We start from the raw sequence: 20,916 nt of genomic DNA on the forward strand, positions 1-20,916 counted from the left end.
AATGGAAGAGGGTGTCATGACATTTGCCGAAACTGCCCCAACCCCATCCGCCGCGCTGGCCATTCGGCTGGCCCTGCTGGCGAATGCGATTCATCAGTCGGTGCTGATCGCCCTGGTGCCGGTGCTGCAGCAGGAACTGGGGCTGGGGCTGGGGCAGCTCGGGCTGATCGTGGGGCTCGGGCTGGGGGTTTCGATGATTTCGATGCCCGTCCTGGCATGGCGCGCGGGCGAGGGGCGCACCGGCCGGGTGCTGCTTTGGGCGGTGCTGGGTGGCGGTGTCAGCGCCGCCGTTCTGGCCGGTGCGATCATGCTGGGCGCGCGCGGGATGCTTCAGGGGGCGGCGTTGTTCGCGGTGCTTCTGGCGGCGCGCGCGGCCTATGGTCTGAGCGCGCCGGCGGTCCTGCCCGTGGCCCAGGCGCTGACCGGGGTGCAGGGGCGCGGCGGCAACGTGATCGGCGGGCTGGGCCGTCTGGGGGCGATCGCGGGTGCCGGCCGTATCCTGGGCAGCGGCATGGTCGCGCCGCTCGTCTTTCTGGGGCCGGCGGCGCCGGTGCTGGCCGTGCTGCCGCTTTATGCCGCCGCGGCGCTGTGGCTTGTTCCGGCGGGGCGGTTGCAAGCCGCGCCCCTCGTGATGCGCCGCTCCACGGGCGCGGGCGGTATGCCCCGGCTGTCGTTTCTGGCCGTTCCGTTTCTGGCGCAGGGCGGGATCGGCATGGTGCATATCGCCTTTGGCGCGGCCCTTGTGGCCCGGTTCGGTCTGGGGGCCGAGGCCGCCAGCGCCATGACAGGCTTCAGCCTGATGGCGGCGTCGCTGGCGGCCCTTGCCATGCAGCTGCTGCTGATCCCGCGGTTCCACGGGCGTGAGCGGCGCGGCCGGCAGGGCGGCGCGGTGCTGTGCCTGCTGGGCGCGGGATGCGCGCTGCTGCCGGGGGCGCCCTGGCTGCTGACTGCCGCCGCGGTGCTGCTGGCGGGCGGCGCCGCGCTGCTGCTGAGCGCCAACCTCGCGCTTGCGCTCGATCAGACCGCGCCGGCCGGGCGCGGGCGCTTGGCCGGGATGTTTTCCGGCGCACAGCTTGCCGGTCTGGCGCTGGGCACCACCCTGGCCGGGTTTCTGGCCGAGATTTCAACCACGCTGCCGCTCTGGGCGGCGTTTCTACTGACCATCGCAGTTGTCGCCTTCAGTGCCGTCACACCGGCGCGCGCCACGGCCTTGCAGCCCCAGCCAGCCATTGGCGGCGATCGACTGTGTCAACAAAAGGGGACATCGGAATGACAATCGACCATTCGGCCACGGGCCGGGAAAACGACACCGGGCCGCTGGACCTGGCGGGGATCGGCGTGGGGCCGTTCAACCTGAGCCTTGCGGCCGTGCTCGACGGCCTGCCTGGCGTTTCGGCGCGGTTCTTCGAACGCAAACCGGTCTTTTCGTGGCATCCGGGGCTGATGCTGCCGGGATCGGTTCTGCAGACCTCGTTCCTGAAGGATCTGGTCACGCCGCTGATGCCGACCAGCCCGCATTCCTTCACCAACTTCCTTGTGGCGAAGAAGCGGTTCTATGATTTCGCGTCGGGCCGTTTCGGCGGGGTGTCGCGGGCCGAGTTCTCTGAATACCTGGCCTGGGCGGCGGAGCGCATCGCGTCGGTCGAGATGGGCGCGCAGATCGAAGAGGTCACGCTGGGCAAAGGCGGTTTTCACCTGCGCCGCGCCGATGGAGAGCAGGTGACCGCGCGCAACCTGTCGCTGGGCACGGGCATGCGCCCGCATGTTCCGGCCAGCGCCGCGCCGCATCTGGGCGATCGCTGTTTCCATGCGTCAGAGTTCGTGCTGCGCGCGCCGCGCGTGGCCGGGCGGCGCGTCGCGGTCGTCGGTGGCGGGCAGACCGGGGCCGAGATCGTGCTGCACCTTCTCGGGCTTGGCGACGGGCCTGCCCATGTCAGCTGGATCAATCGGCGCCCACGTTTCGCCCCGCTGGAAGAGGGCGCCTTTGTCGATCAGGTGTTCACCCCGGCCTATGTGGCGGCCTATCGCAGCCTGCCGGCCGCCGCGCAGCGTGCAGAGACGGCCGACCTGAAACTGGCGAGCGACGGGTTGACCCCCTCGACGATCGAGGCGCTTTACACCGAGCTTTACCGCCGCACCCATCTGGGCGACCAGCCGGACAGTTTCGCCCTGTTGCCCGGCCGGTCGATGACGCGCATGATGCCCGGAGCGGCGGGGTTCCGGTTGTCGCTATGGGCCGAGGCCGCCGCGCGCGAAGAACAGCTCGAGGCCGATCTGGTCATCCTTGCCACTGGCGCCGAGCCGTTCGTGCCCGCCTGTCTGGACCCGATCCGCGAACGGCTGGAGATCGACGCGACCGGGCGGTTGAAACTGGATGAAACCTACCGGGCGGCATGGGATGGCCCCGAGGGGCACAACATCTTTGCGCTGAACCACGGCGGTGCCTCGCATGGCATCGTCGATCCGCAGCTCAGCCTGATGGCCTGGCGCAGCGGGGTGATCGCCAATACGCTGGTCAGGCGCCCCCAGTTCGACGTAAGCGCCGGCCCGAGCCTTGTGGACTGGGCGGGCGGCCAGCCGGGCGCATCGGCGGAAATGGCGCTGCGCATGGCGGGTTGAACAGGTGGGGCGCGGCGCCCGCGCCACCGATGCCCGACCTCACCCCGCCCCAGGCGAAGCCGCCGCCGCCGCCCGCACCGGCACCCGCGCCGAAGGCAGAGTCCGAACCGCGCCCGGCAGCCGAACCCAAACCGCGGCCGAAGGCCAGGCCGGCGCCGCCGGCCAAACCCTCGGGGGCCAGCCAGGCACAGCGGGCCGCCGGGTCCGGCGGGGGCGCTACGGCGGGCGAGGCACGTTCGGCCAGCGCGGCAACGCTGAACCCGGCCAAGGCGCAGAGCCTCAAGTCCAGCTGGGGGGCGGCCATTCGCGCGCGCGTTGAACGGCGCAAACGCTATCCATCGTCGGCGCGCGGTGCGTCGGGCAGCGCGGTGTTGCGGATCACGGTGGGACGCGACGGGTCGTTGCACGGCGTATCGGTCGGGCGCAGCTCCGGCAACCGGGCGCTGGACCAGGCGGCGGTGCAGGCCGTGCGCGCGGCCAGGCGCTTCCCGGCGGCGCCCAAAGGGCTGGGAGACGCGTCCTACACCTTCAGCCTTCCCGTGCAGTTCAACGGCTAGCCAACGGGTGGGTGTGTCCGGGCGCGTCCGGGCGAGGTCTTGTGCGTTTACCCTATCCAAGCCTTTGATGATCGGACTCATGCAACGGCATAGGCCGATATCGGCGATTTTCCGCACGGCCATGAACGAACTGCGAAGCATCGGCAGGGCGCGGTTATTGCATCGTGTGATCGGCCCGGGCTGTTTGCCGACGGGTGATCCACAGCGCGACCGCCATCAGCAACCCGGCGACGATGAACGTCAACCGCATCCCGTCGGCAATTGCGCCGGATGCGGCCTCTTCGATCACGCTGGTTCCGACGCCGAAGGAAAAGACCGCTCCCATCGCCGAAGCGCCGATAATGAGCCCCAGATTGCGGGACAGGCTGAGCATGCCGGAGATCGTGCCACGCTGATCGGGCGGGACCTCTGCCATGACCATTGTGTTGTTCGCGGATTGAAACAGTTGATAGCCCGGGGTCAGGATGGCAATGGCGGCGATATAGCCACCGACCCCGAAAAGCGCGGGCAGCGCCGAGAGCGAAAACGCGCCGACGGCCATCGCGACAAGCCCGACCCGAAGAACACGCCGGGGCCCCCATCCATCGACCAATCGACCGGAGGGCACGCCGCTGAGTATCGAGATGACCGGCCCGACCGACATCACCAGCCCCACCATCGCCGCGCGCAGGCCCAGCCCGTGGCCGAGATAGAACGGCCCGACGATCAGGGTTGTCATCATGACGCTCGCCACCAGAAGATTTGCGATCAGGCTGGGCCAGACGTGGTCATCGCGAAGCGCGGCGAAGCGGATTGGCGACGATTTCGCGCCTGCCACGCCCGGTGTCAGCGCGCGGCGCGCAAGGCCGGTGGCCAGCAGACCGATCGGCACAAGAACAGCGAACACCATGCGCCAATCGAATGTTGCCAGGAGAGCACCGCCAAGTGACGGGCCAAGCGCCGTTCCGACGGCGGACATGGTGCCGAGCATTCCCATGGCCCGTCCGACCCGATCGCCGCTGATGGTTTCGCGCACCAGCGCGATGGTCAACGTCATCAGGAAGGCTGCCCCGATGCCCTGAAGCGCCCGTGCCCCGACCAGCAGCCAAAGACTGGGGGCCAGGGCGCATAGCAACGATGCCAACGAAAACAGCACGAGCCCCGCAACAAGCATCCGCTGACGTCCGAACATGTCGCCAAGTCGCCCGGCAAACACGGCACAAAGCGTGAGGGCCGCAAGATAGGCGATGACAACCCACTGAACCTGATGGAACGGGGCATCGAACGCCAGCGCGAGCCGCGGGAGGGCGATATTGGCGATGCTGGTCCCCAGAGAGGCGAGCAGCATGGATAGCGAAAGGCAAAGAAGCGCGCCCCGGCTTGCTTTGGCTTGGTTTGCGGCACCGGCCTGTTCCATTCGCGTGTCTCTCTTGTCAGAATCAGCGGGAGCGCCCACTTTACGAATTCAAGTCGACTTGAGGTCAAGCATGAAGCTTCTGGATATCGGCGAGGTGTCAAGGACGACCGGGGTTCCGCCCTCGACCCTGCGCTATTACGATGAGATCGGCCTGATCTCGTCGGCCGGCCGCCATGGCCTCAGGCGGCAGTTTCCGCCCGAGGTGCTGCTGCAACTGACACTGATCGCCTGGGGCAAATCCGCGGGGTTTTCGCTTGATGAGATTTCGGGAATGTTCGGGCGGAATGGCGAACCGGACCTGCCGCGCGAGGCGCTGCACGCGCGCGCGGATGAACTGGATCGGCACATCCGCGCGCTGATGGCGCTGCGTGATACCCTGCGCCACGTTGCGGACTGTCCGGCGCCGTCACATATGGAATGCCCGTCGTTCAGGCGCCTTGTCAGCGATGCCGGGACTGAAAGGAGGAATGCGGGCGACAGACGATCAGGCGGGTAAGACCGTCAGCCCTTACTTTATCAAAGCTCTTATGTACTCCCGCAAGGTGATGGCCCCACGTTCCGGATCGTCCGGCCCCGGGGTTTGCCCGTCGATGACCGCCGCGGTCATGCAGGCGTAGGAGGCCGCGGCTTCTTGCGAGAACCCGAACTGAAGAAACGTTGCCGCCCATGCCTCACGCGGGATCACCGCGACCTCCACCCGCATGCCGAATGCGTCAGAGACCGCATCGGCCACATCCTTCGGGGTATAGCGCTCTGGTCCTTCGATGAATTTCAGGCCGATGTCGCTGACCGGGGCCAGAAGTCTTTCCGCAGCAGCTTTCCCAAGATCATCCGGCGCGACCATGGGCAGCACCAAATCGGCCGGAAAGAAGCTGGGCAAGCTGCCGCTTTCACGCACGGACCCGAGCATCCCGGCCCAGTTGCTCATATAATACGCGCCCCGATTGATCGCCACGGGGATCGGTTGCGCGCGCAGCTTTTGCTCGAACTCATACAACACCGTCAGGTCGCCGCAACGTTCGCCGGGCCGCGCGCCATAGGTCGAGGCCGCGACGAGTTTTTCCAGACCGGACCCCTCCAGCGCCGCGACGATGGCCGCGACATTGGCCCGTTCTTCGGCATCGGTGTCGCCGGTGGGATCGGCGGGCGGGTTCAGAAGAAAGGCCCGCGTGCCGGCGCGAAACACCTCGCGCAAGTGGTCCACGTCTCGGATGTCCACAACCGCAACCTTTGCGCCCGCGGCCTTCAGGTCTGCGGCATGATCGGCATTGCGGGTGACGATCGTGACCGACTCGTCGCGCGCGAGCAACGCGCGCGCCACAGCCGATCCGACCCGCCCTGTTCCTCCGAGAATAATATGCATCTACGCATTCCTTCCGCCGATTCCGCCTGGATCAGGATAGCAGACCTCTGCGTCAGAACATGTCAGGAGCATTTCAGAAGCCGGCCTCTTCCAAGCGGTATTCCGCGAGCAGCATCCGGCGCAGGGTCGGTATCCCGTCGTCAGGCGGGGGGAGCGCCGGGATGCGATCCAGGTGGAAATGACGTATTGCACCCGATTTGATCGACCAGAATTTCCAGGCCGAGAAGCCTGATCAAACTCAAAAAAGCAATTCTGATATCTCACACATCCGGGCCACACGCGGCTGGCGGCATCTCGTGGTGATAATCGATCTGTTCTCCTGGCGGGTTGTCGGCGGGGCCCCAAGTGATCGGCTCAAGATGGATCTTGCGCTGCAGGCTCTGCAACGGGCTGTGCGCCGCCGACAACCAACAGCAGGGTTGATCCATTATGCCGATCGCCGCTGCCGGGCTTCCAGCCGGGCGAACAGCCGTGACAGGGCGAAGCACAGCAGGAAATAGAACAGCGCAACGACGATATAGGTCTCGAACCGCCGCTGGGATGAGACGGCCAGCTCTGTTCCCACGAAGGTCAGCTCCTGCACCGAAATCAGCGATACGATGGAACTGTCCTTCACCAGCATGATGAACTGGTTGGCCAGTGACGGCGTCACCGCCTGCAGCGCCTGCGGAAAAACCACCAGCCGGAACGCCTGCCCCGGCCGCAGCCCGAGGCTTTCAGCCGCCTCGATTTGCTGTTGCGACACAGACTCGATGCCGCTGCGCACGATCACCGCGATATAGGCCGCCTCGAACATCGCAAGGCTGATGACGCCGGCGATGAAATTTTCCAGCAGCGCGGGTGGACCCACCAGGAAACCGACGATCCGCTCGGCGCCGGGGCCCAAGTTGCGCGACCAGGTGTCGATGCCCAGCATCGGAATGATCTGCGACGACACGAAGAAATAGAAGACGAACAGAAAGACCAGTGGCGGCACGTTCCGGATCAGACCGACATAGGCCGAACTCGTCAGCCGCGGCAGCAGGCGCACGCAGCTTGCCATGATGCCCAGTACCAGCCCCAGCAAACTGGCAATCAGCATCGCCCAGATGGACAGCCGGAACGTGGTGAACAATCCCTCGAGCAGCAGGTTCGGCTCCCACCCGCCGGTTTCCGCGTTCGGGCGGAACAGGGCGCGAGGCAGGAACGACCAGTCCCAGCGATAGACCAGCACGTCCGATACGCGGTACCACAGAAAGCCGGCGAACCCGGCAACCGCCCCGATAATGATCAGGTCGAGCAGGCCGAAGCGGCTCTTGCGATTTGGATCTGGATACATGCCGGTCGTGTCCTTGGGAAAAGGGCAGGGCGGCCGGAACCGCCCCGCGCGCAACGCTTAGTCGGGCACCAGATCCGCCCAGGGGCGGCCGCCGAACCAGTAGTCGTGACGCCCGGCCAGCCAACCGTCGCCTGTCCGCATCAGGATCCAGTTGTTGAAGAAGTTCAGCGCGTCCGGGTCGCCCTTGCGCAGCGCAAACGCCTCGTTCGACGGGTCGATCGGCGCGTCGGTGGGTGAGAACACGACATCGGGGTTCTCATAGATGGTGAAGGCCGGCAGCGGCTGCGAAGACAGCATCACCGTGGCGTTGCCGTTCAGCACTTCCTGCACCACCTGGGCCTGGTCGTCGAACAGGCGCAGCGTTGCCTTGGGGAAATGCGTCTTGATGTACTCGCAGGGCGTTGCGCCGCGGCGGCAAGAAAAGGTGACGTCGGTGGCGTTGAAATCGTCGGGCCAGGTCTTGCCCTCGGATTCCGCGATATGCGCCATGACGCCGACAGAGCTATGGGCGTAGGGATCGGTGAAGTTCACCGTCAGGTTTCGCGCCGGGGTGATCGACATGCCGCCGATGATCACGTCGAACTTGCCGGAAATCAGCGCCGGAATGATGCCGTCCCACGCGGTGGGCACGAATTCGACCTCGACACCCATGTCTTCGGCCAGCTTCGTGGCCACGTCGATCTCGAACCCGATCAGGTCGCCGTTCTTGTCGCGCATCGCCCAGGGCACGAAGGTGGCCATGCCGACCTTCAGCACGCCGCGCCGCTTGATCGTTTCGATCACGCTGTCCTGCGCGACAGCCTGCTGGGTATCCTGCGCGCGAACCGCTTGCGGCCCGGCGATGCTGAGCGCGGCCACGGCCGCCAGCATCAGGTTTCGGATCAGTTTCATAGTGAGTCTCCTGTTGAAAATTGGGTTAGATTGGTTGCTCAGCGTTGGTGCAACCGGCGCGACCGTCGTTCCATCCAGGCGGCAAGGACCGACATGCTGACCGTGAGCACCAGGTAAATCCCCGCCACTGTCAGCCAGATCTCGAATGTCATGAAGGTGTCGGCGATCACATTCCGGCCTTCGTTGGTCAGGTCAAAGATCGCGATGGTCGACACGATGGCCGAACTTTTCGTCAGGTTCACCAACGAAGACGTGAGCGGCGGCAGCATCAGCGGCACCGCCTGCGGCAGCACCACCTTCAGATAGGTCACCGACGGTTTCAGCCCCAAAGAGGATGCGGCCTCCCACTGCGACTTCGGCACCGACAGGATGCCGCCCCGGATAATCTCCGAGATGAAAGACGCCTCGAAGACCGCCAGACACAGGACCCCGGTCCAGAACCGTTCGATCCCAAGGATCGGGGACAGAACGAAATAGAACAGATACATCTGCACCAGCAGCGGTGTGTTGCGGATCGCTTCCAGATATACAGTCGAAAGCCAACGCCCGGAAAACGACCGCGACAGGCGCAGCAGCGCCACAGACAGCCCCAGAGCAAAGGCCAGCAGCGCCCCCCACAGCGTGATCTGCAGCGTCACCATCAGCCCGCGCACCAGAGGCCCCCAGATCAGCTCTCCGTCGATGATACGATAAAAGAACTGCGGCACGCGGTACCATTGCCAGTTATACCGCATCGCGTCGGCCCCGGCCAAGACGCCCCAGACGATCACCCCCGCACCGACGAGGAACAGCGCAAGGTCAGACATGTTCCGGCGCCGCAGGCTTAGCCGTGCCTTGCGCTCGTAACTCTCATAACTCTGCAGAGCCGTTTCGGTATTGATTTCGGTCGTGGCCATGCCCCCTCGCTTTGTTCGGATCAATATTGGCTCGGTTTCAGCAAGCCTAGATCAAGTTATGAATTTTCCCATCATGAAACTGTTTTACTGAGAGGATGTCTTTTTTTTGTGCAAGATGGCCGCCGTCGCTTGCAGATCATATGAGGAGGCGCCATGTCAAACCGTGCGACCGCTGACCGCAGCGTTCCCTCGCGGCGCATTTTTTCGCACCCACGCAGGCGCCGGGGCGATTCCCGGCGGGCGTCGAGACCCGCTCTTGAATTCGCCGGGCGGATCGGCTCTGAACCTGGGGACAATTCGAAGGACAGTGATATGCCGCAGACAAAGACCGCTGCCGTAACGCAAAAGCACGGGCTTGACCTGCTGGTCGGTCTGGCCGTCCGCAATGAACGGACCCAGTCCGGCCTGACTCTGGCAGAGCTTTCCGCGAAATCCGGCGTCTCGACGCCGATGATTTCCAAGATCGAACGCGGCCAGGTCTCGGCCTCGCTCTCCACGCTCAATGCGCTGGCCGTCGCCATGGCCGTTCCGATCATCAACTTCTTCGCCGAGACGGTCGAGATCCACGAGGTGTCCCTTGTCCGCGCCGGAGAGGGCATATCGGTCAAGCGCGCCGGATCTACCTATGGGCACAACTACAAGCAGCTTGGGCGCGTCACCACCGATCATCAGGATCTGGAATCCTACATGATTACGCTGGATCAGCCGGTTACCGGGACGCCGATATTCCAGCACACGGGTATCGAGCTGATGCATATCATCGAAGGCGACATATCCTACCGCATCGGGGACGAAGTCTACGATCTGAAATCCGGTGACACGCTGACCTTCGAGGCGACCGTCCCCCATGGTCCGGTGCGTATCAATTCAGCACCCACACGCTTCTTGACGGTGATTTCCAAGCCGAAGTGAATTTTCCCTTGAAGATAAAAGTTTCACGTTAGTATATTTGCCCTCAAGAGATCCAGAGGGCGCTTGACCATGACCACAGCGGTGCTGACCCCGATCACTCAGGCGCTGAACGAAGGCGCGCTGACCCGGCAGGAATTAAAGGCGCTGATGCGGCGTTCGAACTGGCCCGCCTTCCGGCGCCTTGCCGTCTGGATTGTCGCGCTGTGCGTGACCGGCACGCTGGTCTGGCTCAGCATGGGCACCTGGCTGGTATGGCCGGCGATGTTCGTCCACGGCATCCTGATGGTCCACCATTTTTCACTACAGCACGAATGTGTGCATTACACACCGTTCAAGACCCGCTGGCTGAACGACGTGGCCGGAAATGCCTGCGGTTTCATCATCGCTCTGCCGCACCAGTATTTCCGCTACGAACATTGCGACCATCACACCCACACCCAACTCAAGGGCTATGACCCGGAACTGATCGAGCTGCCAATCTCGCTATGGAACTATCTGTGGTACATCTCTTCGGTCCCCTACTGGTCGGCCAAGATCAAGGAATTCTCCCGCCATATCGCCGGCCGCATGTCCGATGGTGACAAGGTCTTCGTGCCGAAAGAAGCCTATAACGCTGTCTTTTGGGAGGCCCGCATCATGGCTGGTCTCTACGCTGCCATCCTGATCCTGTGCCTCGCGACCGGCTGGTGGGCGCCGTTGTGGTACTGGTGGCTGCCGGTACTGCTGGGCGAGCCGGTGATGCGCTGGATCCGCCTGACCGAACATGTCGGCCGCCCCAACGTCCGCGACATGCGTGAGAATACCCGCACCAACCTCATCTCGGCGCCGCTGGCTTTCCTCAGCTGGAACATGAACTACCACGCGGAACATCACTACGCCGCCTCTGTCCCGTTCCATGCCCTTCCCAAGCTGCACAAGAAGCTCGAAGGCTATGTCTATGTCGAACCGCGCGGCTATCTCGGCGCCCATATCGACATCATTTCGCAGCTGATCGGCCGCAGACCCCGCAGCGACAAGACCCAAGAACAAGAGATCGCCGGGGCATGAATACGCAGGGCCATCAAAAGACCTGGCAGGACCTGATCGCCCTGGCCGACCTTGAAACGGGCGACGCTACGCCTGTCACCCTTGGCCGCCGCGACCTGGCCGTGTTCGATACTGTCGACGGCATCTTCGTCAGCCTTGCCCGCTGTACCCACGGGGCCGCCAATCTGTGCGACGGATATTTCGACGGAAAATATATCGAGTGTCCGCTGCACCAGGGGCTTTTCGATGCGCGCACCGGTCAGCCGAGGGCCGCGCCCGCCCGCATCCCGCTCAGGATGATAAAAGCGCGTGTGGTTGACAGCCGCGTACAAGTTTTTCTCTAGGAAAGGAAATCCATGTCTGCCTGGATCAGGATGATCGCTGACGAGGATGCCGACGATACCCTGCAAGAGGTCCTGAACCTCGCCCGTACGCCGCACGGTACCGTCGACAACGTGATGCGCGTCCACTCGCTGCGCCCGAGCACGATGAAGGGCCATGTCATCCTGTATCGTGCCGCGCTGCATGACGATGCAAATACCATCCCGATGTGGCTGCAGGAAACGATAAGCGCCTATGTCTCGATCCTGAACGACTGCGACTATTCGCTGGCCAACCATTGGAAGAACGCCGCCCACCTCATCGGCGATGAAGATCGCGCGGCAAGGATCGGGCGGGCGCTTCATGACCGCGACCCCGCAGCCGTCTTCGAGGGTGCCGAACTGGCGCTGATGCGCTATGCTGAAAAGCTGACCGTGAACCCCGGGCAGATGGAAGAGAGCGATGTCACCGCCCTGCGCGAGGCCGGGCTCGACGACGGCCAGATCCTCGAGGCGAACCAGATCGTCGGCTATTTCAACTACGTCAACCGCCTGCTGAACGGGCTTGGCGTCAGCACCGCCGGCGACGTCGTCGGCTACTATGCCAAGGCAGAGGGCTGATGCCTTCCGCGTCCTTCCGGCAACCCGATTTCACCGCCTCCCGGATTCAGGCCGAAATCGACCTGGCCAGTCCCGGAAAGCGCGGCGGTCATCTCGGGCTGCTCTGGTCGGACAACGCGAACCCCCTTGGCGTCTACCAGTTCCCCGCCGCGTGCATCGTGGGCTCGCCCGGGCCCACCGTGCTGTTGCTCGCCGGCGTCCACGGGGACGAATACGAAGGCCCCGTGGCCCTGGATCGTCTTTACAAGTCGCTCGACCCCGAGCAGATCCGGGGTCGGCTTATCATCCTGCCGATGCTCAACGCGCCGGCCTGCCGGGCCGGGACACGCTGTTCGCCGCTGGACGGTGGCAATCTGAACCGTGCCTTTCCCGGCGATCCCGACGAGAGACCGACCCAGGCCATCGCCCATTTGGTCTCGGCCTGCCTGCTGCCGGTCGCGGATGCGGTCATCGACCTGCATTCCGGCGGGCGGGCCTCCTGGTTCGTGCCTTGCGCGCTGGCCGCGCGGGGCAGGGACGGGGCGCTCGACCCGGCCAATCTGGCGATGGCCACCGCCTTCGGGGCCGATGTCGTCTGGGTCCTCGGCGCCGCCAATGACAACCGCTCGGTCAACGGCGCGGCGACCGCCGCGGGCGTTCCGTGCATCGCGGCCGAACTCGGCGGCGGCGGCCATGTCGGCATCGCACCCCTGCAAGCCGCCGAAACCGGCCTGCGCCGCACCCTGACCCACCTTGGCGTTCTGGGCGACAGCCACGATCCGCTTGCCGCGCCGCCGCGCCTTGTCGAGCTCGCCCATGCCGGTCACCGCGTCACCGCGCCAGAGCCCGGTCTTTACCAGCCCGCCAGACAAGCGGGTGACAGCGTCGCCGCGGGCGATCTGCTGGGCTGGATCGTCCGGCCCGACTGCCCCGACGACAAACCCACCGAAATCCGTGCCCGCATCCCGGGCCTGATCCTCGCCGAAACCCGCCACGCATGGGCTGTGCCCGGCAGTTTCCTGGCATTCATCGCCTCGGATCTCGCCTGATCCCGCCCGCCCGTAGAAGGAGCCAGAGATGAGTTACGCCCTTGCCCGCAAGACCGATGCCGACGAAATCCCGGTCATCGACATCACTCCGCTTCGCGACGGCACCGATCCCGCCGGCGTCGCCAAGGCGCTGCATGATGCCTCCAAAGGCCTTGGGTTCATCTACGTCAAGGGCCACGGCATCCCCGAACCCATCATCGAGGACGCCCGCGCCGCCGCCTACGATTTCTTCCATGCCGATGCCGCAGACAAGGAAACCGTCCGCGTCTCCGCAAGCCATCGCGGCTGGCTGGGGCAGGGCGGCGCCAGGATGCAGGACGATGCCAAAGCCGACCTGAAGGAAAGCTTCATCTGGGGTTTCCAGGACATCGACGGCGTCACCCCCGATGACCATCCCCTGCGCGGGGACAACAGGTGGCCTGCCTTTCAGCCCGGTCTCGAAGATGCCGCGATGGCCTATTTTCGTCACGCGCACGAGGTCGCCCACCACCTGATGCGCGGCTTCGCACGGGGGCTTGCCCTGCCCGAGGATTTCTTTCTCAAGACCGCCGATATGCCGCTGTCGCGCTGTTCCTTCGTCTATTACCCGCCGCAGGAAGCCTCGGCCGGCACCGAACAGTTCGGCGTCGGGCCGCATACCGATTTCGGCGTGCTGACGGTGCTCTGCCAGGACAATGTCGGCGGCCTGCAGGTCGAAGACGTGAACGGCGAATGGATCGAGGCGCCGCCAATCGCCGGAACGCTGCTGGTCAACGTGGCCGACCTTCTGGCCCGCTGGACCGACGGCGAATACAAGTCCACCCCGCACCGCGTTGTGAACTCCTCGGGGCGCGAGCGGATGTCGCTGGTTCTTGCCTTCGATCCGAACCCGGAGACGGTGATCGACGCGCGTGAGGTCTATGGTGCCAGCCACAGATCATCCAACGCGCAGATCACCTGCGGCGACTATCTGATCTGGCGTTTTGGCAAGGCCTTTGCCTACCGAAAGGCCTGACCCGCATGCACGGCATCATCCGGCCAGATCCGGTCTCTCTTTCCACGGCGGCCCGCAATCTGCTTTGCGATTGCGGCGGTCTGCAGTCAGGCGACCCTCTGGTGATCTGCTACGAAGATCCGCGCCATGGCTGGTACGATGCCGCCGTCGCAAGCGCCGTCGCGCTGGAGGCGCAGCTTATGGGCATGACGGTTCAGTTTTGCGAAGTGCTGCCGCCCGACATGGAACAGCCCGCCGAGGTGGCTGCCAAGCTGTCCCGGGCCAGCAACATCATCTATTTCGCCCGCCTCGGCGATCAGGGCCGGTTTTCCGGTGACGGCGGACCGCGACAGATCATGGTCTATGCCCGCAACGCCTCCGACCTTGCCTCGGACTTCGGCTGTGCGCCGCACAGGGCGATGACGATGTTGAAAACGGCGGTGGACGACGTGTTGTTCACTGCCCGCACGATCCGGATCACCTGTCCGAACGGCACTCTGGTCGAGGGGCACGCGCCCCGCATCGCAAGCAACGCCAACGGTGCGATCGCCGACGTCACCACCCGCCGCTTCCCGCTTGGCGTTCCCGCCCCGGTTCCGGCGATCCATTTTTCGGGCCGCGTCGTCCTGACGGATTCCCTTACCCCCACCGGCAACCGTGCCTATGTCCCGGCCGTGCTGCCACTTTCCGGCAACGTCACGGCGATTGTGGAAAAGGGCCGCATCACGGGGTTCGAGGGCGATGCCCGGGATCTGGCAGCCATCCGCGGCCATTACATGTCGGTCGCGGAGCGCTTCGGCGTCGACCCTTTCGTCGTCCATAGCTGGCACGCCGGCCTGCATCCCGGGTGCCGCTTCTTCGGCCCGCAGGGCCAGAATCGCGACTACTGGTCCAATACCGTCTTCTCCAATCCGCGGATGCTGCACTTTCACACGTGCGGCACCGAAGCACCGGGCGAGATCAGCTGGAACCTGGTCGATGCCACGGTCACCGTCGACGACGTCCCCCTGTGGGAGAACGGCGTCCTGCGCGCCCGGGCCTTTCCGCGCCTCGCAGACTGCCTCGATGCCGAGCCCGCGCTGGATGATCTGTTCTAGGCGCGAAAGGTCAAAGATCCTGCCGGGGTTCGGGATGCCCGCCGGGTCCAGCGCGCGCTTGCTCGCCCGTGGTGGTGGACAGTTCTATGATTTCCGTCGTCATCTGCTCTTGCCGCGCACGCTGAAACGCCACCTTCAGGTCTGTCGCGATCCGTTTCACGTTTGATTGCGCGCGTGACATCGCCGCGGCGCGGGCGGCATTCTCGGCCGAAAAGCCCAGCATCAGGGCTTCGCACAATTCGGCGAAGACATATTCCTCGACCAGCGCCGAAACGAGCGCGGATGCCGATAGCGTCGTCAACGGGGGCGATCCGTGCAGGGGCGGAAACCGGCTGAAATCGAATGGAAACAAGGTGCGCCGGATCGGCGCCGGATCCGCCGTTGCCGGATCCGCGAACAACAGCGTGACCGGGGCGCCCGAGGTTTTTCCCAGCCTTTCGAACAGGATGTCGGAAAGGCGGCTGGCCAGTGCTGGCACCTCGAGCGCGTGGGGCGCCATTTCGGTGGACCAGACCGGGATCTGTCCGCGTTCGACGATCGCGCTCAGGGTGCGGCCGCCGATCACCATCAGCTCGGCCCCGCCCGCGACTTCGGCCATCGCGGCATCGGCCATCCGCTCTCCGAAGGCGCCGGAAAAGCCCTGCGCCGCCCCGACCACGATGGTCAGGCCCGGTTCGCCCGTCGGTTTCGGCCCGCCGGCATCCGCGCCCGACAGGACAGCGGACAGCGCCTGCGCGACGATCGCCTCATGGGCGCGGATCGCCTCGAGATGCGCGCGCGCCTCGAGCTGATGGGCAACGGCGAGGGCGCGCAGCGTCGACACGATGCTTTCGATCTCGCGGATGTTGGCCATCCGGTCACGGATTTCCTCTGGACGGGTCATGGCGTTTCGGGCGCCCGGCCGAGGGGCAGTTTGGAAATCGCCGCGCTGACGCAGCCGATCAGAGCCTCGCGCGCCGTGCCATCAACCGCGTCGGGCGCCGCGCGAAAGGCGGCAAGCTGCGGCTCGGCCTCGATCAGGGGCGCGAGGGTCGCCTTCAGGGCGGCAAACCCGTCAACCGGTACGCGGTCGAGCACGCCATCGGACAAGGCCGCCAGCAGCGCCACCTGCGCGGCGGTCGACAAGGGCGCATAGCGCCCCTGCGCCAGAAGCGCGCCGATGCGCTCTCCCCGCTCCAGCCGCTTTTTCATCGCCGCATCGCCAAAGCCGCCGAACCGCGAGAACATCTTCATTTCCAGAAATTGCGCATAGTCCAGCCGGACCCGTCCGGCCACCGCCTTCAGCGCACCCGATTGCGCCTTGCCGCCGACCCGGCTGACCGACAGGCCGATGTCGACGGCCGGGCGCTGGTTTCCGGCAAACAGCGCGGCCGAGGTCACGATCTGCCCGTCAGCGATCGAGATCAGGTTGGTGGGGATATAGGCCGAGAGGTTGCCGGCCTCGATCTCTGCGATCGGCAGCGCGGTCAGGCTTCCGCCGCCCCTTGCCTTCGACAGTTTGGCCGAGCGTTCGAGCAATCGCGCGTGCAGGTAGAAGATGTCGCCCGGATAGGCCTCGCGCCCCGGCGGCTGGCGCGACAAGAGCGCAAGCTCTCGGTGGACGGCGGCGTGTTTGGTCAGGTCATCATAGACGATCAGCGCATGGCCGCCCCCGTCGCGCACCCATTCCGCCATCGAGGTCGCGGCGAAGGGGGCGAGCCAGCGCAGGCCCGGTTCCGCCGTGGCCGGGGCCACCACAAAGATCGTCCGGGCAAAGGCGCCCTTGGCCCGCACCGCCTCGATCACGCGGCGCACGGCAGTGGTACGCTGGCCGATGGCGACATAGATGCAGGTGATGTCGCTGTTCTTCTGGTTCAGGATCGCATCCACCGCGATCGAGGTCTTGCCGGTGCCGCGTTCGCCGATGATCAGCTCGCGCTGGCCGCGCCCGATGGCGAACAGGGCATCGACCACCAGAAGCCCGGTTGCCACCGGCTCGGTCACGAAATCGCGTTCGATGATCGCGGGGGCGGGGCGTTCGGTTTCGGCCGTCCGGGCGGTTTTGACCGGGCCGAGATCGTCAAGCGGCCGACCGAGCGGATCCACGACGCGGCCCATCAGTTCCGCGCCCACCGGAACCCTCAGAAGCTGCCCCGTCCGGGTCACGGTGCTGCCCGCGTCGACTCCGGTCATCGAGTCGAGAAACGCCACCTGAAGCGTTGCCTCGCCGAGGTTCAGCACGAACCCGCGCGCGCCGCCGGTAAAGGTAATGACCTCGCCCAGACGCGCGCCGGGCAGGCCGGAGACATGCGCAAGACCGTCGGCGATTTCGGTCACCGTGCCGGTCTCTTCGGTCTCGGGGCCGAGCTGCGCGGCGGCCACGCGGGCCTTGAGGGCCTCGAGCCCGGGGTCAGTCGCCATTGCGCAGCGCCTCCGATATCCGGTGCAGGTCATGCGCCAGCGAGTTGTGGACGATGCCGGTGCCGGATTTCAGGTCCAGCCCCGCGATCAGGGCCGGATCGACATCGGCGGCCAGTTCGGTGATGCCGAAGGGGCGCAAGGCGGCGCTGGCTGTCTCGAGATCGGCGGGCGACAAGGCGCAAGGCGCGACCAGCCGCAGGTCGCCCCCCGAGAGCAGGGCCTTGCGCTGGTCGGGGGCCATGGTGGCCAGTTCCTTCACGAGCAGGTTGGTAAACCCTGCCACGTCGGGTGGCGCGGGCAGGGCGGAGAGGGCATTCCGGGCGATGGTCTCGGCCAGATCACGAGCGCGGCGCAGGGTGTCCGCCTCGGCGTCGGCGACGACTTTCGCGGCCTCGGCCCGCGCATCGGCCACGATCCTGGTGGCCTCGGCGCGCGCGGCTTCGACAAGATCCTTGTGCTTCGCCGCTGCATCGGACTGCGCGGCGGCAAGGATATCATGACGCGCCGTCGCGTTCTTTTCGGCCTCGGCCCGTGCCTCGAGCCTGGCCTTGGCGGCGGCCTCCCGCGCGGCCTCGGCGGCGTCCTTCGCGGCGACGATTTCGGTTTGCCGCTGCGCGATGATCGCGGCGACGGGACGAAACAGAAAATGCCGCAGGATCGCCAAAAGAACGAGGACGTTGACGATCTGAAGGGCGAAGGTGACCCAGTCAAACTGCATGGCGCTATTGGACGAACGGGTTGGCGAACAAAAGCAGCAGCGCGATCACCAGACAGTAGATCGCCATCGTCTCGATCATGGCGAGCCCGACGAACAGCGTGCGCGAGATGGTGCCGGCGGCCTCGGGCTGACGGGCGATGGCCTCCATTGCTGCCGCCACGGCCCTGCCTTCGGCGAGCGCCGGGCCGATGGCGCCGAACGACACGGCCAACGCGGCCGCGATGATGCTGACAAGATCGACGTAGTTCATGGTTGGGGCTCCTTTTGAGTCTTCTCGGCGGGGTCTTCCTCGACCGCGGACGCGATGAAGACGAGTGCGAGGATGGCGAAAATATAGGCGATTGTATATTTGACAAACCCAATCGGACGGCCTATATTTAACTCAACAAGTTAGAGGTCTCCGCAATGTCCGTTCTCTCCGCCCCCTACATGCACGACGAAGCCGCCGCCTTCGCCCACGTCGAGGCCATGCTTTGGGCGGATGGCCCGGTTTGCCCGCACTGTGGCGTGGTGGATCGCGCCTATCGCCTTGATGGCGTCAGGACCAAGCCGAGCAAGAAGAACCCGGAAGGAAAAGAGCGCTACGGCCTCTGGAAGTGCCGTGAGTGCCGCAAGCAGTTCACCGTGCGCAAGGGCACCATCTTCGAGGAAAGCCACCTACCGCTTCACCTGTGGCTGCAAGCTATTCACCTGATGGTGTCGAGCAAGAAGGGTATCAGCAGCCACCAGCTTCATCGCGTTCTGGGCATTACCTACAAGTCTGCATGGTTCCTGACCCACCGCATTCGCGAGTGTATGCGCTCTGGCGATCTGGCAACACCCATGGGCAGCGGTGGCGGCACGGTGGAGGTAGACGAGACCTTCATCGGCAATGACCGCACCAAGAAGCCCCACGGCGAGAAGAAGGGCCGTGGTTACGCACACAAGCACAAAATGCTGACACTGGTGGACCGTCAGACCAAGCAAGCCAGGAGCATCATTGTGGACGACCTGAAAGCCGCAACCCTAGTTCCGATCCTGCGCGAGAACATCGCCGCCGAAGCCGTGGTCTACACAGACGAAGCGGGCCAGTATAAGAAGCTGGCCGATGAATTCGCGGGCCATGACTTCACCCGTCACGGCGCTGGCGAGTACGTCCGTCGCGAGGCCCCGGAGGTCCACACGAATACCGTCGAGGGCTTTTACAGCATCTTCAAGCGCGGCATGAAGGGTGTCTATCAGCACTGCGGAAAGCAACACCTGCACCGTTATGCTGCGGAGTTTGACTTCCGTTACAACAATCGCAAAGCCAATGGTGTTGAGGATGTGGAGCGTGGCGAGATCGCGCTGCGCGCTGTGGTTGGTAGGCGCCTGACGTATCGGCGGGCTGACGCAGAAGTGCGCGCGGTCTAATGGCAATGGATAGCCCCCTTACCGTCGCCGACATTATCCGCGCGGACAAACAGGATGTAAGAATCGGCAAATGGGAAACCGGGCCAGTTCCGAAAGCGAAGTTCCCGCTTACGCGAAACAAGTTGTCCTTGGGGCGCGGCTGGAAATGGCGCGTGGTGACTTTTCAAGCGTTACGGCAGCAATTCGTAGTCCTTGTGGCCATCAATGAAGAGAAGGAGTACTACCGCGCCACCTTGGCCATGAAGGACGGGAAAACGTTAAAAGTCATATGCTTCCACGAGCTACACGCAGATCATTGGAATTGGCATTGTCACCTCATCCGTGGTAATGTTCACGAGACGTTCCCAGGTGTTCTGAGGGACAAAAATCTTATGTCGGCGTGGCCTGTCTTCACGAAACGTGAATGCACGGTGCCGTTCAATGTAACAGAGGAAAGCGCGCTGACCGTCGCGGCAGCGCGCTTTCGATTCGCAGAAGGAGGAGGCTTACTGTGAACTTGCAGAAAGAAATCTGCGCCGCCTTCTGTGATGGTTTGGTGGTCCGCCAAGTCCCGATGGGCTACGCGATCTCGACGCCTGTCACTTGGTTCTCTGGTGACACCCTAAGTTTCTATGCGAGGGTAGAGGGTGAACGTGCGCGCTTGGAAGACAGCGGAAGTCTACTCTTTGACCTGGAGGGGCAAGGTGTCGATTTTTCATCTGAGAACCGCATGGAGTTGCTGTCTGGGCTGCTTGAAGAGCACGGTGTCATGTTGTCGGAAGATGATGGACTGTTCTGCACTGAGTGGGTCCAAAAAGCGCGGATTGCCAAACTAGCTCTGCCATTTCTGACGTTTTTGACGAGGGTTCAGGATCTGCTCTTCCTCAACCGGGAAATCGTAAAGAGCACATTTCGAGAGGACTTGATAAGCGCCCTTGAGGACACGTTCACAGAGCAACGCGTTTCATTTTCTGAGGCGCTGATCCCGTCGCTGCCGCACTACACGGTAGACATTGTGGTGCGTGCGCCGAGCGGAAAAGTTGCCGCCATCTTCCCAGCCACCAACGATGTGAGTGTTTTGCGTGCGGTCTTGTTCTCAATGGAGGTTCAAAAGCATGACGTTGCGGGTGTCGTCCCGTTCTTGATCTACGAGAACTTGGACAAGGCAGCGATCACACAACAGAGCCGAGAGATTGCGTTCAATTCTGATCTGACGCCGGCGGTCTGGTCGGGTGGCAGGGACGAAGTTATTCAAAAGGTGCAACGCTATGTGCAGTGACAAGAAATCCCAACTCGACAAGTTCAAAGAAGCCGCCCGCGAGCTAGAGACGGACGAAGACGAAGAGCGGTTCAACGAGAAGCTGCGCAAACTGGCGAAGCAGAAGCCGGACAAGAAGTCCGACGACTGAT

The 20,916-nt window shown here is 64.3% G+C and carries 24 protein-coding genes; 15 read left to right on the top strand and 9 right to left on the bottom strand.

Annotation, left to right across the window (positions count from 1 at the left end):
• The first annotated feature begins 16 nt into the window (after positions 1-16).
• Genes TQ29_RS06775 through TQ29_RS06785 form a run of 3 tightly spaced genes read left to right on the top strand, consistent with a single transcriptional unit; the run spans position 17 to position 3,176 of the window.
• The gene (locus TQ29_RS06775; protein ID WP_157445534.1) at positions 17-1,273 is read left to right on the top strand and encodes a hypothetical protein; all 1,257 of its coding nucleotides are present in this window, start codon (positions 17-19) and stop codon (positions 1,271-1,273) included.
• Positions 1,270-2,619 (top strand): lysine N(6)-hydroxylase/L-ornithine N(5)-oxygenase family protein, encoded by a 1,350-nt coding sequence (locus tag TQ29_RS06780; RefSeq protein ID WP_054538537.1) that lies wholly within the window; start codon positions 1,270-1,272, stop codon positions 2,617-2,619. The genes TQ29_RS06775 and TQ29_RS06780 overlap by 4 nt, the downstream gene beginning before the upstream one ends.
• A gap of 29 nt (positions 2,620-2,648) precedes the next feature.
• Complete coding sequence (locus TQ29_RS06785) at positions 2,649-3,176, top strand: energy transducer TonB (RefSeq protein WP_054538538.1); 528 nt, start codon at positions 2,649-2,651, stop codon at positions 3,174-3,176.
• Between the two features lie 154 nt (positions 3,177-3,330).
• Here the strand turns inward: TQ29_RS06785 and TQ29_RS06790 are convergent, their stop codons facing one another.
• On the bottom strand, positions 3,331-4,572 hold the full coding sequence (locus TQ29_RS06790) for an MFS transporter (protein WP_054538539.1): 1,242 nt from the start codon (positions 4,570-4,572) through the stop codon (positions 3,331-3,333).
• 70 nt (positions 4,573-4,642) lie between these two features.
• On the opposite strand from TQ29_RS06790, the gene TQ29_RS06795 reads away from it, so the two are divergent.
• The gene (locus tag TQ29_RS06795; RefSeq protein ID WP_054538540.1) at positions 4,643-5,068 is read left to right on the top strand and encodes a helix-turn-helix domain-containing protein; all 426 of its coding nucleotides are present in this window, start codon (positions 4,643-4,645) and stop codon (positions 5,066-5,068) included.
• Between the two features lie 12 nt (positions 5,069-5,080).
• Here TQ29_RS06795 and TQ29_RS06800 read toward each other — a convergent pair whose 3' ends face one another.
• From TQ29_RS06800 to TQ29_RS06815, 4 genes are all read right to left on the bottom strand, one after another.
• On the bottom strand, positions 5,081-5,935 hold the full coding sequence (locus TQ29_RS06800; protein WP_054538541.1) for an NAD(P)H-binding protein: 855 nt from the start codon (positions 5,933-5,935) through the stop codon (positions 5,081-5,083).
• A gap of 427 nt (positions 5,936-6,362) precedes the next feature.
• Complete coding sequence (locus TQ29_RS06805; RefSeq protein WP_054538542.1) at positions 6,363-7,253, bottom strand: amino acid ABC transporter permease; 891 nt, start codon at positions 7,251-7,253, stop codon at positions 6,363-6,365.
• 57 nt (positions 7,254-7,310) lie between these two features.
• Positions 7,311-8,144, bottom strand: a complete 834-nt coding sequence (locus TQ29_RS06810; RefSeq protein WP_054538543.1) for a transporter substrate-binding domain-containing protein — start codon at positions 8,142-8,144, stop codon at positions 7,311-7,313.
• Between the two features lie 38 nt (positions 8,145-8,182).
• Entirely contained in the window at positions 8,183-9,040 is an 858-nt protein-coding gene (locus tag TQ29_RS06815) for an amino acid ABC transporter permease (RefSeq protein WP_144244634.1), read from the bottom strand.
• A 312-nt stretch (positions 9,041-9,352) separates the two neighbouring features.
• On the opposite strand from TQ29_RS06815, the gene TQ29_RS06820 reads away from it, so the two are divergent.
• The 7 genes from TQ29_RS06820 to TQ29_RS06850 all read left to right on the top strand — a co-directional run bounded on the left by TQ29_RS06820 (position 9,353) and on the right by TQ29_RS06850 (position 15,017).
• Positions 9,353-9,952, top strand: coding sequence for an XRE family transcriptional regulator (locus tag TQ29_RS06820; protein ID WP_037209426.1), 600 nt, complete (start codon positions 9,353-9,355; stop codon positions 9,950-9,952).
• A gap of 69 nt (positions 9,953-10,021) precedes the next feature.
• Positions 10,022-10,999 carry a fatty acid desaturase family protein gene (locus TQ29_RS06825; protein ID WP_054538544.1) on the top strand — a complete coding sequence of 326 codons (978 nt, stop codon included), beginning with the start codon at positions 10,022-10,024 and terminating at the stop codon, positions 10,997-10,999.
• Positions 10,996-11,322 (top strand): non-heme iron oxygenase ferredoxin subunit, encoded by a 327-nt coding sequence (locus tag TQ29_RS06830; protein ID WP_054538545.1) that lies wholly within the window; start codon positions 10,996-10,998, stop codon positions 11,320-11,322. The genes TQ29_RS06825 and TQ29_RS06830 overlap by 4 nt, the downstream gene beginning before the upstream one ends.
• Positions 11,323-11,334: 12 nt before the next feature.
• A complete protein-coding gene (locus tag TQ29_RS06835) occupies positions 11,335-11,919 on the top strand; it encodes a carboxymuconolactone decarboxylase family protein (protein WP_054538546.1) in 585 nt (194 codons plus the stop codon).
• Positions 11,919-12,947 (top strand): succinylglutamate desuccinylase/aspartoacylase family protein, encoded by a 1,029-nt coding sequence (locus tag TQ29_RS06840; protein ID WP_054538547.1) that lies wholly within the window; start codon positions 11,919-11,921, stop codon positions 12,945-12,947. Before TQ29_RS06835 ends, TQ29_RS06840 begins: the two co-directional genes overlap by 1 nt.
• Positions 12,948-12,975: 28 nt before the next feature.
• Positions 12,976-13,941: an isopenicillin N synthase family oxygenase gene (locus TQ29_RS06845; protein WP_054538548.1), complete on the top strand. Its 966-nt coding sequence runs from the start codon at positions 12,976-12,978 to the stop codon at positions 13,939-13,941.
• Positions 13,942-13,946: 5 nt separating this feature from the next.
• Positions 13,947-15,017, top strand: a complete 1,071-nt coding sequence (locus TQ29_RS06850) for a hypothetical protein (RefSeq protein ID WP_054538549.1) — start codon at positions 13,947-13,949, stop codon at positions 15,015-15,017.
• Between the two features lie 10 nt (positions 15,018-15,027).
• Here the strand turns inward: TQ29_RS06850 and TQ29_RS06855 are convergent, their stop codons facing one another.
• Genes TQ29_RS06855 through TQ29_RS06870 form a run of 4 tightly spaced genes read right to left on the bottom strand, consistent with a single transcriptional unit; the run spans position 15,028 to position 18,385 of the window.
• Positions 15,028-15,900, bottom strand: coding sequence for a FoF1 ATP synthase subunit gamma (locus tag TQ29_RS06855; protein ID WP_054538550.1), 873 nt, complete (start codon positions 15,898-15,900; stop codon positions 15,028-15,030).
• On the bottom strand, positions 15,897-17,417 hold the full coding sequence (locus TQ29_RS06860; protein ID WP_054538551.1) for a F0F1 ATP synthase subunit alpha: 1,521 nt from the start codon (positions 17,415-17,417) through the stop codon (positions 15,897-15,899). Before TQ29_RS06860 ends, TQ29_RS06855 begins: the two co-directional genes overlap by 4 nt.
• Positions 17,407-18,135 (bottom strand): hypothetical protein, encoded by a 729-nt coding sequence (locus TQ29_RS06865; protein ID WP_054538552.1) that lies wholly within the window; start codon positions 18,133-18,135, stop codon positions 17,407-17,409. Before TQ29_RS06865 ends, TQ29_RS06860 begins: the two co-directional genes overlap by 11 nt.
• A gap of 4 nt (positions 18,136-18,139) precedes the next feature.
• A complete protein-coding gene (locus TQ29_RS06870; protein WP_037209436.1) occupies positions 18,140-18,385 on the bottom strand; it encodes a F0F1 ATP synthase subunit C in 246 nt (81 codons plus the stop codon).
• Positions 18,386-18,540: 155 nt separating this feature from the next.
• On the opposite strand from TQ29_RS06870, the gene TQ29_RS06875 reads away from it, so the two are divergent.
• Genes TQ29_RS06875 through TQ29_RS20930 form a run of 4 tightly spaced genes read left to right on the top strand, consistent with a single transcriptional unit; the run spans position 18,541 to position 20,915 of the window.
• Positions 18,541-19,527 (top strand): IS1595 family transposase, encoded by a 987-nt coding sequence (locus tag TQ29_RS06875; RefSeq protein WP_054538553.1) that lies wholly within the window; start codon positions 18,541-18,543, stop codon positions 19,525-19,527.
• Between the two features lie 5 nt (positions 19,528-19,532).
• Positions 19,533-20,021 (top strand): hypothetical protein, encoded by a 489-nt coding sequence (locus TQ29_RS20620; RefSeq protein ID WP_157445535.1) that lies wholly within the window; start codon positions 19,533-19,535, stop codon positions 20,019-20,021.
• Complete coding sequence (locus tag TQ29_RS06885; protein WP_054538555.1) at positions 20,018-20,785, top strand: DUF1828 domain-containing protein; 768 nt, start codon at positions 20,018-20,020, stop codon at positions 20,783-20,785. The genes TQ29_RS20620 and TQ29_RS06885 overlap by 4 nt, the downstream gene beginning before the upstream one ends.
• Complete coding sequence (locus TQ29_RS20930) at positions 20,775-20,915, top strand: hypothetical protein (protein WP_173585956.1); 141 nt, start codon at positions 20,775-20,777, stop codon at positions 20,913-20,915. The genes TQ29_RS06885 and TQ29_RS20930 overlap by 11 nt, the downstream gene beginning before the upstream one ends.
• Position 20,916: the final 1 nt, after the last annotated feature.

This window comes from Actibacterium sp. EMB200-NS6 (assembly GCF_001305615.1).
Taxonomy (GTDB): domain Bacteria; phylum Pseudomonadota; class Alphaproteobacteria; order Rhodobacterales; family Rhodobacteraceae; genus Actibacterium_A; species Actibacterium_A naphthalenivorans.

What these genes read in the sequence shown, in the direction of transcription:
- TQ29_RS06775 (WP_157445534.1), top strand. Translation starts at nt 17, where the DNA reads ATGACATTTGCCGAAACTGCCCCAACCCCATCCGCCGCGCTGGCCATT.
- TQ29_RS06780 (WP_054538537.1), top strand. Translation starts at nt 1,270, where the DNA reads ATGACAATCGACCATTCGGCCACGGGCCGGGAAAACGACACCGGGCCG.
- TQ29_RS06785 (WP_054538538.1), top strand. Translation starts at nt 2,649, where the DNA reads ATGCCCGACCTCACCCCGCCCCAGGCGAAGCCGCCGCCGCCGCCCGCA.
- TQ29_RS06790 (WP_054538539.1), bottom strand. Translation starts at nt 4,572, where the DNA reads ATGGAACAGGCCGGTGCCGCAAACCAAGCCAAAGCAAGCCGGGGCGCG.
- TQ29_RS06795 (WP_054538540.1), top strand. Translation starts at nt 4,643, where the DNA reads ATGAAGCTTCTGGATATCGGCGAGGTGTCAAGGACGACCGGGGTTCCG.
- TQ29_RS06800 (WP_054538541.1), bottom strand. Translation starts at nt 5,935, where the DNA reads ATGCATATTATTCTCGGAGGAACAGGGCGGGTCGGATCGGCTGTGGCG.
- TQ29_RS06805 (WP_054538542.1), bottom strand. Translation starts at nt 7,253, where the DNA reads ATGTATCCAGATCCAAATCGCAAGAGCCGCTTCGGCCTGCTCGACCTG.
- TQ29_RS06810 (WP_054538543.1), bottom strand. Translation starts at nt 8,144, where the DNA reads ATGAAACTGATCCGAAACCTGATGCTGGCGGCCGTGGCCGCGCTCAGC.
- TQ29_RS06815 (WP_144244634.1), bottom strand. Translation starts at nt 9,040, where the DNA reads ATGGCCACGACCGAAATCAATACCGAAACGGCTCTGCAGAGTTATGAG.
- TQ29_RS06820 (WP_037209426.1), top strand. Translation starts at nt 9,353, where the DNA reads ATGCCGCAGACAAAGACCGCTGCCGTAACGCAAAAGCACGGGCTTGAC.
- TQ29_RS06825 (WP_054538544.1), top strand. Translation starts at nt 10,022, where the DNA reads ATGACCACAGCGGTGCTGACCCCGATCACTCAGGCGCTGAACGAAGGC.
- TQ29_RS06830 (WP_054538545.1), top strand. Translation starts at nt 10,996, where the DNA reads ATGAATACGCAGGGCCATCAAAAGACCTGGCAGGACCTGATCGCCCTG.
- TQ29_RS06835 (WP_054538546.1), top strand. Translation starts at nt 11,335, where the DNA reads ATGTCTGCCTGGATCAGGATGATCGCTGACGAGGATGCCGACGATACC.
- TQ29_RS06840 (WP_054538547.1), top strand. Translation starts at nt 11,919, where the DNA reads ATGCCTTCCGCGTCCTTCCGGCAACCCGATTTCACCGCCTCCCGGATT.
- TQ29_RS06845 (WP_054538548.1), top strand. Translation starts at nt 12,976, where the DNA reads ATGAGTTACGCCCTTGCCCGCAAGACCGATGCCGACGAAATCCCGGTC.
- TQ29_RS06850 (WP_054538549.1), top strand. Translation starts at nt 13,947, where the DNA reads ATGCACGGCATCATCCGGCCAGATCCGGTCTCTCTTTCCACGGCGGCC.
- TQ29_RS06855 (WP_054538550.1), bottom strand. Translation starts at nt 15,900, where the DNA reads ATGACCCGTCCAGAGGAAATCCGTGACCGGATGGCCAACATCCGCGAG.
- TQ29_RS06860 (WP_054538551.1), bottom strand. Translation starts at nt 17,417, where the DNA reads ATGGCGACTGACCCCGGGCTCGAGGCCCTCAAGGCCCGCGTGGCCGCC.
- TQ29_RS06865 (WP_054538552.1), bottom strand. Translation starts at nt 18,135, where the DNA reads ATGCAGTTTGACTGGGTCACCTTCGCCCTTCAGATCGTCAACGTCCTC.
- TQ29_RS06870 (WP_037209436.1), bottom strand. Translation starts at nt 18,385, where the DNA reads ATGAACTACGTCGATCTTGTCAGCATCATCGCGGCCGCGTTGGCCGTG.
- TQ29_RS06875 (WP_054538553.1), top strand. Translation starts at nt 18,541, where the DNA reads ATGTCCGTTCTCTCCGCCCCCTACATGCACGACGAAGCCGCCGCCTTC.
- TQ29_RS20620 (WP_157445535.1), top strand. Translation starts at nt 19,533, where the DNA reads ATGGATAGCCCCCTTACCGTCGCCGACATTATCCGCGCGGACAAACAG.
- TQ29_RS20930 (WP_173585956.1), top strand. Translation starts at nt 20,775, where the DNA reads ATGTGCAGTGACAAGAAATCCCAACTCGACAAGTTCAAAGAAGCCGCC.